15 protein-coding genes, 2 tRNA genes and 1 pseudogene are annotated in these 11,859 nt (G+C 66.7%); 7 read left to right on the forward strand and 11 right to left on the reverse strand.

What is annotated here, in order from left to right:
• Positions 1-84 precede the first annotated feature (84 nt).
• Complete coding sequence (locus CGK74_RS09040; protein WP_094268158.1) at positions 85-921, reverse strand: SIR2 family NAD-dependent protein deacylase; 837 nt, start codon at positions 919-921, stop codon at positions 85-87.
• The gene (locus CGK74_RS09045) at positions 915-1,631 is read right to left on the reverse strand and encodes an SDR family NAD(P)-dependent oxidoreductase (protein WP_094268159.1); all 717 of its coding nucleotides are present in this window, start codon (positions 1,629-1,631) and stop codon (positions 915-917) included. Before CGK74_RS09045 ends, CGK74_RS09040 begins: the two co-directional genes overlap by 7 nt.
• A 111-nt stretch (positions 1,632-1,742) precedes the next feature.
• Between CGK74_RS09045 and CGK74_RS09050 the strand changes: the two genes are divergently transcribed.
• From CGK74_RS09050 to CGK74_RS09075, 7 genes are all read left to right on the forward strand, one after another.
• Positions 1,743-3,095: a sigma-54 interaction domain-containing protein gene (locus CGK74_RS09050; RefSeq protein WP_094268160.1), complete on the forward strand. Its 1,353-nt coding sequence runs from the start codon at positions 1,743-1,745 to the stop codon at positions 3,093-3,095.
• 144 nt (positions 3,096-3,239) lie between these two features.
• Positions 3,240-3,899, forward strand: coding sequence for a DUF6781 family protein (locus CGK74_RS09055; RefSeq protein ID WP_094268161.1), 660 nt, complete (start codon positions 3,240-3,242; stop codon positions 3,897-3,899).
• Positions 3,899-5,581 (forward strand): ABC1 kinase family protein, encoded by a 1,683-nt coding sequence (locus CGK74_RS09060; protein WP_094268162.1) that lies wholly within the window; start codon positions 3,899-3,901, stop codon positions 5,579-5,581. Before CGK74_RS09055 ends, CGK74_RS09060 begins: the two co-directional genes overlap by 1 nt.
• A 16-nt stretch (positions 5,582-5,597) precedes the next feature.
• A complete protein-coding gene (locus CGK74_RS18680; RefSeq protein WP_206186218.1) occupies positions 5,598-5,759 on the forward strand; it encodes a hypothetical protein in 162 nt (53 codons plus the stop codon).
• Positions 5,756-6,112 (forward strand): diacylglycerol kinase, encoded by a 357-nt coding sequence (locus CGK74_RS09065; protein ID WP_094268163.1) that lies wholly within the window; start codon positions 5,756-5,758, stop codon positions 6,110-6,112. The genes CGK74_RS18680 and CGK74_RS09065 overlap by 4 nt, the downstream gene beginning before the upstream one ends.
• A gap of 118 nt (positions 6,113-6,230) precedes the next feature.
• Positions 6,231-6,305 (forward strand) — tRNA-Val (locus CGK74_RS09070).
• A 71-nt stretch (positions 6,306-6,376) separates the two neighbouring features.
• Positions 6,377-6,451: transfer RNA gene (locus CGK74_RS09075), tRNA-Val, on the forward strand.
• A gap of 341 nt (positions 6,452-6,792) precedes the next feature.
• Here CGK74_RS09075 and CGK74_RS09085 read toward each other — a convergent pair.
• The 9 genes and pseudogenes from CGK74_RS09085 to CGK74_RS09125 all read right to left on the reverse strand — a co-directional run.
• Complete coding sequence (locus CGK74_RS09085) at positions 6,793-7,038, reverse strand: hypothetical protein (protein ID WP_094268165.1); 246 nt, start codon at positions 7,036-7,038, stop codon at positions 6,793-6,795.
• On the reverse strand, positions 7,016-7,609 hold the full coding sequence (locus CGK74_RS09090; RefSeq protein ID WP_094268166.1) for a hypothetical protein: 594 nt from the start codon (positions 7,607-7,609) through the stop codon (positions 7,016-7,018). Before CGK74_RS09090 ends, CGK74_RS09085 begins: the two co-directional genes overlap by 23 nt.
• Positions 7,610-7,743: 134 nt before the next feature.
• Entirely contained in the window at positions 7,744-8,211 is a 468-nt protein-coding gene (locus tag CGK74_RS09095) for a hypothetical protein (RefSeq protein WP_094268167.1), read from the reverse strand.
• Positions 8,211-9,230, reverse strand: a complete 1,020-nt coding sequence (locus tag CGK74_RS09100) for a phage major capsid protein (RefSeq protein ID WP_094268168.1) — start codon at positions 9,228-9,230, stop codon at positions 8,211-8,213. The genes CGK74_RS09095 and CGK74_RS09100 overlap by 1 nt, the downstream gene beginning before the upstream one ends.
• 78 nt (positions 9,231-9,308) lie before the next feature.
• Positions 9,309-9,689, reverse strand: a complete 381-nt coding sequence (locus CGK74_RS09105; protein WP_094268169.1) for a hypothetical protein — start codon at positions 9,687-9,689, stop codon at positions 9,309-9,311.
• Positions 9,686-10,126 (reverse strand): hypothetical protein, encoded by a 441-nt coding sequence (locus CGK74_RS18765; RefSeq protein ID WP_133091808.1) that lies wholly within the window; start codon positions 10,124-10,126, stop codon positions 9,686-9,688. Before CGK74_RS18765 ends, CGK74_RS09105 begins: the two co-directional genes overlap by 4 nt.
• Positions 10,127-10,222: 96 nt before the next feature.
• Positions 10,223-10,960, reverse strand: a complete 738-nt coding sequence (locus CGK74_RS09115; RefSeq protein ID WP_094268170.1) for a hypothetical protein — start codon at positions 10,958-10,960, stop codon at positions 10,223-10,225.
• 160 nt (positions 10,961-11,120) lie between these two features.
• A complete protein-coding gene (locus tag CGK74_RS09120; RefSeq protein WP_094268171.1) occupies positions 11,121-11,309 on the reverse strand; it encodes a hypothetical protein in 189 nt (62 codons plus the stop codon).
• A gap of 232 nt (positions 11,310-11,541) precedes the next feature.
• Positions 11,542-11,859: pseudogene (locus CGK74_RS09125) on the reverse strand (AAA family ATPase); the annotation flags it as partial.

Consider the following 11,859-nt stretch of genomic DNA (forward strand, 5'->3'; position numbering starts at 1 on the left):
ATTTCCCAAAGCCCGGACCTGTCCGGGCTTTGTTTTTGGCGCATCCAAGACAGCTGATTAGCTTCGCGCGGGCGTCGATTGCTGTCAGCCCATCGGGAAGCCCGCCTCGCGCAGCGCCCGTGTGATGCCAAGCAACGCCTCGGTGGCCGTGAGCGGCAGGGATACTCCCGGTTCATGCGCCGTACCGGCCTCGCGCAGGTTGATGCGAATGATCGGCACCCCCAGGTGTTCGCCGAACAGGCGTACGGATGGCACCGCCGTACCGGCGCCGATCTCGATCACCAACAGCCGGTCGACGCGTCGCTGCCAGGCCGCCAGCCGCGTCTGCTGCGCCTGCGCGCGGTGCTCGATCCAGTCCCAGTCACCGAACATCAGGATGTTGGGGCGTGCCAGGCCACCGCAGCCCGGGCAGCTTGGCAGTGCGTTGGTCAGTTCGCAGGCATCGACATCAATCTCGGGCTGGAATCCATTCGCCGACCAGATCCGACCGTCGCAGGCATTCATGCACTGCAGGTGATGGATGGAGCCGTGGCACTCGACGATGCGTTGCGCGTCGAAGCCGCCCTTCTGGAACTGCCCGTCCACGTTGCTGGTGAACACGAAGGCGCCGTCCGGAAGATGGCGTGCGATGTCGAGCAGCATTCCGAAGGCAGGACCCGGCGCAGTGCGTCGATACAGGTCCAGGCGGTGGCCGTAGAAGCCCCAAGCCAAGCGCGGCCGGGCGATGAAGGCCGCCGGATTCGCGATCTCCTGGAAATGCATGCCGGCCTTTCCCAGTGCCGGGTAGGCTCGCCACATCCCTTCGCTGCCGCGGAAATCCGGCAGGCCGGAATCGACGCCGAGGCCTGCGCCGGCAGTGATGAGGAGACCGTCCGCGTCGGCGATGAGGCGGGCGCAATTTTCAAAAGCGTTTGTTACCAAGGAATCTGCTCACCCTTGTAGTCGATGAAATGCGCCCGCCCATTGGCCTCGATGCGGTCGAGCGCGGCCAGCAGGCCACATGCGGCCGCGTTCGGCTCCATGCCCGCATCGCCGACGAAGGGGGCGCTCAAGGGCGAGCGCACCGTGCCGGGCTGCAGCGCGGCGACGACGGTCAGTGGCCGACGCCGTGCGATCTCGATGGCAGCGGTTTGCAGCAACATGTTTAGCGCAGCCTTCGATGCCCGGTAGCCGTACCAGCCGCCCTTGCGATTGTCCTCGATGCTGCCGACGCGCGCCGACAGCTTGGCCCAGATCACGCGCTCACCGGTTGCCAGCAGCGGATGGAGGTGGCGCAGCAGCAAGGCCGGCCCGATCGCGTTGATCGTCATCGCGTGCTGCAGGCGGGCGGCCTGCAGTTCCTCGAGGCGCTTCTCCGGTCCATGGCCGTCGATGGTGAGCGCGCCGGTGGCATCGATCACGAGGTGCAATGGCGCCTGCGCGGCCAGCGAACGGGCGCATTCGGCCAAGGTGGCTTCGTCGTCGAGCTGGAGCGGCGGGTTGCTGCGGCGCGAGAGTTCGATGACCCGGCCGCAACGCGGGTCGGCACGCAGCTGGCGCACGAAGGCCTGGCCTATCGTACCGCTGGCGCCGGCGACCAGCGCCGTATAGCGATCGGGCAGGCTGTTCATGGAGGTTGGAGTAGGGTTCATGCGGCTCTGCTGGCGGGAGGCTCGAGACGTCCGGTTGGCACGTTCATCCGATTGACCATTCTACTGACAGAGGGGCAGACTGCTGCCACTTCCCTTGCCAGATTGACAGTCATGCCGCCCGACGCCAGACCCTTGCCAGAGCTGGTTTCCTTTCTGGAGACCCTGTCCGAACCTCATATCCTGTGCGACCGGGACTATCGCATCATCGCGGCCAATGCCGCTTACCGGCGCTCGTGCGCGCATGGCCGCGACGTGGTCGGCCGGACCTGCTACGACGTGTCGCACCGCTACAGCGTGCCCTGCGACCGCGCCGGCGAGTCCTGCCCGCTCGCGCGCAGCCTGCAGTCCGGGCAGCGTGAGCGCGTGCTGCACCTCCACCACACGCCGCGTGGCGAGGAGTACGTGAATATCGAGCTGTCGCCGGTGCGCGATGCGGATGGCGAGATCGCCTGGTTCATCGAGAAGATGGAACCGATGCAGGTCGCGCGCGGGGTGTCGGACCACCGCGGACTGATCGGGCGCTCGCCGGCCTTCCAGCGCATGCTCGAACTCATCGCCCGCGTGGCGCCGTCGGAGGCGAGCGTGCTGCTCCAAGGCGAATCGGGCACCGGCAAGGAGCTCGTCGCCAGCGCGGTGCACGAGGCGAGCCGTCGGGCCCAGGGTCCGTTCGTCGTGGTCGATTGCTCGGGCTTGCCCGAAACCCTGTTCGAGAGCGAACTGTTCGGCCATGAGCGCGGTGCCTTCACCGGCGCGACCGCACGCAAGCCCGGTCTGGTCGAGGCGGCCAGCGGCGGCACGCTGTTCCTCGACGAGCTGGGCGACATTCCGCTCGGCATGCAGGTCAAGCTGCTGCGCTTGCTGGAAACCGGCACCTACCGCCGGGTGGGCTCAACCGAGCTGCGGCGTGCGGACATCCGCCTGGTGTCGGCGACGCACCGGCCGCTTAAGCGCATGATTGCGGAAGGCAGCTTCCGCCAGGATCTCTACTTCCGCATCAACACCTTCCCGATCACCGTGCCGGCGCTGCGCGAGCGCGAGGGCGACCTGCCTCTGCTGGTGGATTCGCTGCTCGAGCGCGTTGCGCCGCAACGGCGCCTGGCGGTATCGCCCGCGGCGATGCGCCTGCTGGCCGCCCATCCATTCCCGGGCAACGTGCGTGAGCTGCGCAACGTGCTCGAGCGCGCCAGCCTGATGTGCGATGGCGAGACCATCGGCCCGGAGCACCTGCCCGAGGAACTGCTCGGCGCCGAGGGGGAGGCCGCCCTTTCGCGCGCGCCGGCGCTGGCTTCCACCCCCGCCGGCGATGAGCTCGATCTTGACGAGGTCCAGCGCCAGGCCTTGCTGCGTGCGGTGCGCAGTCATCGCGGCAGTCGTCGCGAGCTCGCGCGCCGGCTGGGGATCAGCGAACGCACGCTCTACCGCCGGCTGAAGGCGCTCGGACTCGACGACGATGGCCGCGGCTGAGGTGCGTGGTACCGGTTCGAGCGCGAGATTGCGGCCAGGCGGGCATGCAGGTCTCGCCGCGGGGTGCTGTCGCCGAGCTTGGGCGTATCATGAAATCCATCCCGGTTTGGCATCAGCCTTTCGTTGCGCACGAGGAGAATCAAGATGACTCAGGACGCCCAACAGATCGAACGTGACGTGCAGGCCGCTGTGGAGGCCGAACCCGCGCGGATTGCCGAGCGCGTGCATGCGATCACGCTTGCCGCGCTGACCCGCGGGGTGGTGGATACGCAGGCCCTGCGCGAGGTGACGCAGGCGGTGCTGCGTGGCGCACAGGCTGCCGCGCCGCGTGTCGAGGCCGGGCGCACCGAAGGGCTGAAGGAGGCCGTGCGCGGGCTGGACGAAGCGCTCGCATCCGCCGCGCAGGCCACCCAGCTGGCCATGCAGGAAGCGATCGGCCGCAGCAGCGAGTTCTCGCGCGAAGGCCTCAAGCAGTCGCTCGATCAGTTGTCGCGTCTTGAGGGCGACTTCGTCGCTGCGCTCGGCGATGCGGCAAGGCAGGCCAGCGGCACGGCACAGGCGACCCTGAAGGATCTGGCCGAGCATGCGCGCAGCAGTGGCACGGCGGTGGGCGCGCGGGTGCAGAGCGCCGTGGTCGACCTGGGCCAGGCGATGGGCGATCTGGCGCGGGCGCAGGTGCAGGAAGGCATGCGGGCCTTGAGCGCTCAGGCCGAACTGCTCGCCAGCATGGCGGCCGGCGTGCTGCGCGGCTTTGCCGATCGTCTGCATCCGGATTCCTCCGTGGCGAAGGATCGACGCGACTGATGCTGTGGCAAGCCATCGGCGCTGCACGTGATCTGGCGCGTGCGCACGAGATCGCGACCGTCCTGATTCGTTACGGCTTCAGCGACCTGGTCCGGCGCATCGGGCTGGGCAATGCGCTGGAGAAGGCGGGCAAGGCGCTGCACTGGCATGGCGTCGACGAATGGTTGAGTCTCGGCACGCCCGAGCGTGTGCGCCGTGCGCTGGAAGACCTGGGGCCGACTTTCATCAAGCTCGGCCAGGTGCTGGCGACCCGTGTCGATCTGTTCCCGCCCGAATGGATCGCGGAGTTCGGCAAGCTTCAGGACGCCGCGCCCGCCGCGCCCTTCGAGGTGATTCGCGCGCAGCTGACCGAGGACCTCGGCCAGGCGCCCGAGACCGTGTTCGCCGAGCTGGAGCTGGCGCCGCTGGCCGCCGCTTCGCTGGCTCAGGTGCATCGCGCCCGCCTGGCAGACGGGCGGAGGGTCGTGCTCAAGGTGCGCCGCCCGGGGATTCGTCCGCTGGTCGAAGCCGATCTGCACCTGCTCGCGCGCCTGGCCGACATCGTCGAATCCGAGGCGCTTGACCTGCGCCGCTACCACCTGCGCGAGGTGGTGCGCGAATTCACGCTGTCGCTGCGGCGAGAACTGGATTTTGCCGCCGAGTGCCGCAACGCCGAGCGCATCGCAAGCCATTTCGCCGACCACGCCGAGATCGTGATCCCCGCGATCCACTGGACGTGGAGCGGTGAGCGGCTCAACGTGCAGGACTACGTCGAAGGCATCCCGGGCCGCGATCTTGCCGCGGTCGATGCGGCTGGCCTCGACCGCAGGCTGCTGGCGCGCCGCGGTGCAGCCGCAGTGCTGAAGATGATGCTGGAGGACGGCCTTTTCCATGCCGATCCGCACCAGGGCAACGTCTTCTACCTGCCGGACAATCGCATCGCCTTCATCGACTTCGGCATGATCGGCCGCCTGTCCGAGACCCGGCGCCACGAAGTGGCCGTGATGCTCTATGGCCTGGTCACCGGTGACGCCGAATCGGTCGCCGACGTCCTGCTCGAATGGCGCGAGGGCGAAGAGGCGGCCGACCCGGAGCGCCTGCGGCGTGACATCGACAATTTCGTCGACCAGTACAAGGGCGTGCCGCTCAAGCGGCTCGACCTCGCGGCGATGCTGTCCGACCTGATGACGCTGCTGCGCGAACACGGGCTCAGCCTGCCGCCCGAGCTTTCGCTGCTGGTGAAGGCCTTCATCACGCTCGAGGGCATGGGGCGCCAACTCGACCCGGATTTCGACATCGCCGCCGAGGCCGAGCCGCTGCTGCGAGAGGTGCTGGTGGCGCACCGTGCCCCGGCTGCGGTTGCACGTCGTGGGTTGCGCAGCCTGGGCAATGCGTTCGATGTGCTCGCGAGTCTGCCGCAGGATCTCGGCAGCCTGCTGCGCGCGGGGCGACGCGGCAAGCTGCAGATCCAGGTCGACGTCGTGTCGCTGAAGCACGCTATCGACCAGCTCGATCGTGCCATCAGTCGCATGACCATCGGCATCGTCACCGCTGCGCTCATCATCGGCACCGCAATCGTCATGACGGTTGTGCGTGACCCTGCGCTCGGCGGCTTGCGTACGCTGGGCCTGCTCGGTTTCATCGGCGCAGCGGGCGGGGGGCTGTGGGTCCTGCTGTCGATCTGGCGCAGCCGGCGGCGATAGGACAGCAGGACGCGGCATGAGATTCCTGCGCGCGTGGCTCGAGCCGCGCATCCTTGCGATCGTGCTGGCGCGTCTGGTCGGCGCGCGGCGGCAGAAGCTCTGCATCATGGCAGCCGGCGCGGCCTGGGCGCTGGGCTGGTGGATGGTGGTCGGACTGGTCAGGGGGGAGTGCCGATGAAGGGGCAGGGCTTTGTCCGGCGCCTGGGTTTTGCGCTGCAGGGGCTCCGGCGCACCGTCGCCACCGAGCGCAGCTTTCGCGTTCACCTTTTTGCCGCAGCGGGGGTGCTGGCGGTGCTGCTGATCACCCGTCCGGCGCCGGTGTGGTGGGCTGTGCTGGGCCTCGCCGTGGGCTTCGTGCTGATGGCCGAACTGTTCAACACCGCGCTCGAGACCCTGGCCGACCATCTGCATCCCGAGCACCACCCGGCGGTCGGCGCGGCCAAGGACATCGCCGCGGCCGCTGTGCTCGTGGCCTGCGGCGCGGCCGTTGTCGCCGGGCTGGCATTCGCTGTCGACTGGCTGGCCGGTTGAGGCCGTGACGAAGTGGGGGAAGGGGCGGCGACACTGTTGAGTCTCAGATCCGCAAGTGTCTGATCGGCAAGTTGACGGGCTGGGGCGGCGCTTCTACAATGCGGCCTCTTTCGCGGAAGGGCGGTTAGCTCAGCGGTAGAGCACTGCCTTCACACGGCAGGGGTCACTGGTTCGATCCCAGTACCGCCCACCAGTAAAATCAAGCACTTACTGGCCCTTCCCGAAAGCTGTACGGAAACCATACGGAAAACGGTTTTCGAAAAAGGGCGATTAACTCAGCGGTAGAGTGCCACCTTCACACGGTGGAAGTCACTGGTTCGATCCCAGTATCGCCCACCAGAACACATGAGAAAGCCGGCTATCGAGCCGGCTTTTTTGCGTCTATCGCCAGCCGATAGCCTCGAGCGTGTCAGTGGCGGTCTCGGGGTTGCCGATCAGGTGCGCGGCCAGAACAGCGGCGCCGTGGTCGGGGAATCGGGCCGTCCAGTATCTTTGTGAGGTATCACCTGCTGCGAGGCTTGCAGCGGCGTTCAGGCGCTTTTGCGCAGTGCCGTGGGGCAAGCGGTCATTGGCACGCGCGCAGCGGGCGCAGAGGCCGATTAGCACGCCGATGTCGTGTATCTCGCCAGGGTGCAGCGTGGCGGCGGGGGCGGGCATTCGGCAGCAGGCGCAGCAGCGCATCACGGAACCATGTCGTCAGGACTGAGGATGCCTCGCGCCTCGAGGATGCGGCGCAGTTTGCGCAAGGCTTCACGCTCGATTTGCGCGATGCGGGCGCGGCTCAAGGGCTTGGTGCCTTCCTCGGCCGCGAGTGCTGCGGCAATCTCGTCATGGTTTGCCACGGCAAAAAATCCGGGTTCGGCGTGGCGCGCGATCTCGGTCATCCGCGCGAACTGCACCTCATCAATCGGGATCTCGAGGCTCATCGTCAGGCTTCCAGGTGCCGCGCTCGATCAGTTCAGCGGCGATCTGTTGAACGCGGGGCCAGTGGTGCGTCAGCAGTGCGCGCGCACGACGTTGGGCGAAACCGATAGGCGGCGGGTTGAATGCGACCGCCAGATAGGCGCGGGCGTCTTGTCCGTCCCTGTCCTCGCTCCACAGCGCGCCAGGCCACGGCAGGCCAGCGGCGAGGATCTCGGCTTGACGACCTGCGGCGGCCATCGTCGCCAGGTCTAGCGCGGCCTGCTGCGGCGGCATTTTCCGCGCGTGCGCAAGCATGGCGACTAGGCCGGCAGCGCGGTCTGTATCGGGCGGGTGATGTATTGCGGGTGTGCCGATGGTGTCGAGGTCTGCGGCGGGCGACATGGCGAATCCGCCGACCGTCTCGCGGCCGGTGCCTTCGATGCGGATCGAGTGACACGGCAGGCCAAGCGCCAGGGCAATCGCCGCATGGCCGGCCTCGTGGATGGCGACCGTCTCGCGGGTGCGCGGCAGCTTCGGATGCGTCCCGAGCGGATAAACGCGGCCTAAATCACGCGGCTGGGGTTCAGGGTTCATCGTTCGTCTCAGTGGGGGTGGCGGACCTTGCAGCGGGGGCTCATTCCCGCGTCCGGTGATCCGCCTTGCGCGCTGTTTCGCCGTCAGCCGCGCCCGGTGCCTACCGCTAGGCTTCCACACCACTCCGCAGGGTGTCAGGGTCGCCAGGCGCCAATCTCGTCTTCCAGCAAAGCGCAGTCGGGCGATTCTTGCGGTACGCCGTCGCATGCCAGCACATCGTCAGCCAGGACGTTTTCAGCGACGAAACCCTCGATCTCAAGGTTTTGCAGGTGTCGCTGCGCCGGGTGCGGCGACTGGTCGCCAGCCAGGCGGGCAAAGGCGTTGTATTCAGCCAGCACCAGCGCGATACGCTTCAGCTCGTCACGCAGTGCGTCGCGGCGTCGCGACCAGTACGCACGGTGGGCATCGTGGGCGGCCTGCAATGCGTCCTGTAGCGCACGCTCCGACTTCTCGCAGTCGCGGCGCAGCGGCGTGACTTGCGCGGCGTTGCGGGCCTCTCTCGCCGTATGCAGCGCCTCGAGGTTCTTGCGGTGCGCGGCCTCGGTTTTCGTCAATTGCTTGGCGGCAGCCTGGTAGCGGTCGGCGGCGGACTTCTCGAGCATCACACGCCCCCACGGATCAAGGTCCGCGCGACCAGCACGGCGCCGGTATCGCAGCGGGCGCGCATCACCGCGCCGTCATAGGCGAACTCGTCTTGCCACGGCTCCACCAGAATCGGGTTGCTGGCGCCTCGCAGCTTCAGGACGCCGACGGTCGGGGCGACCTCGGGAGCGGGCAGCAGATACCAGCGCCCGGTCGTCAGTCGCCCGGTGGCGGTGACGGTGATTTGCAGGCCGGATTCGTGAATCAGCTTGCGCGCGGCCAGTTCGAGGTCGGCAGCGACGACAAGGTGCGCGGCGGGCAAGTCGGCTTGATTGCCACCCATCAGCGTCATTGTGCGCAGGGCGGCCATTGCCGCGCCCAGGCTAGTCGCATCGAACGCGCTTGCAACGATGTTGCCGTGGTCGGCGTGGAACACGAGCTCGCCGTCATCCAGTGTCGGATTGGCTTCGAGCACGGCATAGACTTCGCGCGCCTCGGTGCGTGCGCCAGCCGTGCCAAGTTGCGCAGCAGCGTCCGCAAGCATACCGACATCATCATTGACGATCAGCGCCCGCGATGCGCGCAGGTAGCGCGCGAAGGTCCGTAGCTGCGCCTCAGTCCCGTTGCCGACGATCACGCGGCCTTGGGTGATCTCGCCTTGCTCGCCCACTTCAGCCATCTCGCTGTCGATGTCCGTCGTGCAGATGGCAGTGGGCTTGAAGTCCCGGCATTCGATCTCGGCGCAGAAGGCGCGATGTTCGGCAACAGCGCTGAAGCGGCGATTGGCAAGGGTCGTGCCAGCGGCGGCCAGCATTGCGGCAAAGTCAGACGATTGCATGCCGCGCGCCATCACCGTCCGGTCGTTCTCGTGGGGTTGCTGCGGGCGGATGGCAAGGCCGGCGGCGTAGGCCATGCGCGAAAGCGGCGCGGTGTTCAGTTCATCGGCCAGGGGGTGCGGGGTCGAGTTCGGTACGCCAAAGGCGGCGGCGATGGCGTCGGGGCCGGCGGCGAGGATGTCGCGGGGGTTGTGGTTCAGCATGGCTTGGTCTCCGATTGGGTACGGTCCCATGCTGCCGAGTTTCTGCTGATGCTGTGGGCCTATTGCATCAGTGTTGCGTCATCGGATCAGGTCGAACAGATTGCGCGCCGTCGTGGGTATGCGCTGGCCGGTGTCAAACGCTCGCCGGAGCGCCTCGTCAATCGGGGCAAGGGGTGTGTATGGGTCACGCACCGCAAGCGGCCCGACGCGGCTCTCGTAACGCCGGATGGCAGACTCCAGACGCAGGGCGCACCGCCACGGGCCATCGTCACGCTCGAGCAGGGCGGCGGCGTCCCGTAATGCCTGGTTGCGCTCGCGCAGGCGGCTTGCCCGGTCGAGGCCGAAGGCGTGCTCGAGGTCGTCGCCTGCCAGGTGTCGGCGCAGGCCGTCAGCGATCCATGCCACGACCTCGGGCGAGGTGTCGCCATCGGCAGCGCGGCGGGCGAGTTCGGTTGTCATGCTGGCTCGTCCATCCACGCCGGAAGGTTCAGGGCGCGGTCTGGAAAGCCCATGCCGCGCGTAAGTACGTCCCAGAGATGCGCGGAGAGTTCAGCGGCGAACCAGTTGAACTGGTCCGGGGTGGGTTCGATGCCTGAATCCGTGAGGATCTTCAACAGCGCAGTGCGCTCGAACAACAGTTGCGGTAGCACGCCGAACACGACCGCATCAATCGGATTGGCGGCGGCCTGGTGTGCGGGCGGGCTGGTGGCCTCTTGGCGCAACATACCGGCGCGCACCTTTCGATGAACGTGGGCAACTGCCATCATCGGTTCAAGGTTTCGGCGGCGCCAATCCTCTGCGGATTCAACGCTATCGGTCGGCATCCCTCGTGCGACCAGCTTTGACACTTGCCCTTTGCTCAGTCCGAGCGCTTCACATAGTTCAACTTGTTTCATTGGATTTAAGTTTCCTAATTGAAAACGGCTATGACTAGAGATACGGGGCGGTGCGATGGACCCTCCCTTTCCCTTTGCCACCAAGGACCCGGCCACTCACCGCGCCGTCCTCAGCGCGTCCTGCATCGCCGTGTTGAAGTGGCCGGCGAACTTGGCTTGCACAATCTCTGCGGTCAGCTTCGGCAGGTCGATAACCTTCTGGTAGTCCGCACCTCGAACAAAGAGGAACACGGGTTCCAGCTTTGCGCCGCTCGCCGTGTTGGTGCGCCGCCAGATACCGGGGGCGAGGTGTTCGATGCGCTTGGGTGCGCCATTGACCGGACGCACGAAGACGGTGATGGTTTGCGCCCGCTTGCCCTTGCCCGAATGAACGCGCATTGCGGACTTGAGCGCGCCTAGCACTTCGCGCACCTGGTTGCGGTTGGGGTTGCCGTTGCGGTCCAGCTTCATGCCGGCAGCCGGTATGGCACGCCATCCGCCAGGCAGTGCGCCGATAGACTGCATCGCCAGCTCCATTGGCTTGAATCCGCGCGCGCCTCCGCTGAAGTGCTCCTTCAGGTAGTCGGCAGGCGAGGCGCGACCGTTGCCCTGGTCCTTGATGCCGACAGTGACTTCGGGCTTTGCCTTGGTGGCGACCGTGGAGAAGGGCGAGCGCATGACAAACGAGGTCGGGCTGGCGAACACGCTGCCCATCGTGTTCGTGAGTCCTTGGCGCACATCGCGGCCGGTTGCTGTCAGTGCTCTTGCAGTGGCAAACGGGACTTGCTTGCGGGCGAGGTCGTCGAGTTGCTTGGTGACTTCCTTGATGTTGTCGCTTACGTCGATGCGGATCATGGGTTCAGCTCCTTTGGTTTCGCTCGGTGAGTGCGCGGGTCCTTGCTGGGCCTCAGTTCATCGCGGGCCGTCGCAACCGCGTGTTTCGACAGGTTTTCGGACTCTCTAGGGTGGTGGTGTGATGCAATCTGATTTGCATAATCGAATGTCTCCATCGTGATCACTCCATCGGAATCGCAGCGAGCGCGGCGCGGTGCTCACTCAGCACGCGATGCAGATCGACAGCTTCCTGATACGTGCGCTCGGTCTCGTGGTCGGGGAACTGCACCAGCCAGCGGCGCGAGGTCCGCAGGCTTTGTGCAGCGAGTGCCGCGCGGATTGCGGCGGGGGTCGGGGTCTTGCGTTTCATTCGTGAGGCTCCAGAAGTGCGCCAGGCCACTGCGCGAGCATTTCGTTTGCGGTGGCGCCTTGAATGCACCAGACGGGGAAGGGGGCGCGGTTCGGTAGCGTGACGATCCAGCAATGCACCCGTCCCGTTTCCCGCAGTTCCCGTTTCTTCCCGCCCCCTAAAGGGGGCGCGGGAATTTCGGGAAAATCCGGCGCTCCTGTTTTTCCCGTTTTCGGGAATTTCGGGAAAGGATCTAGGGCACCCATACCCAGCCCTCCTGGTGCTGAAGGTTCCCTTTGCTCACCAGCGTGGTGATGGCCGATTGCGCGCGCTCTCTGCGCCGCTTGGGATCGCACGGCAGGCGTGATGCTGCGGCGGTGATGGCGGCCTCCAGTTCGATGCAGGGGCGGCCAGGTGGGGCGGATGCCTGCCCGAAGGTGCGCGCGTCCTTCAGTGCTGCGCTGATGGCGTCATAGGCAAGGCGCTGATTCCCTCCGCCTGGTAGGGCTGCGCGTCGGATGCCATCGGCCTGCCGTTCCTCGGGGGCGATCACGCACGAGGTGATGGCCTC

Source organism: Thauera propionica (assembly GCF_002245655.1).
GTDB lineage: Bacteria > Pseudomonadota > Gammaproteobacteria > Burkholderiales > Rhodocyclaceae > Thauera > Thauera propionica.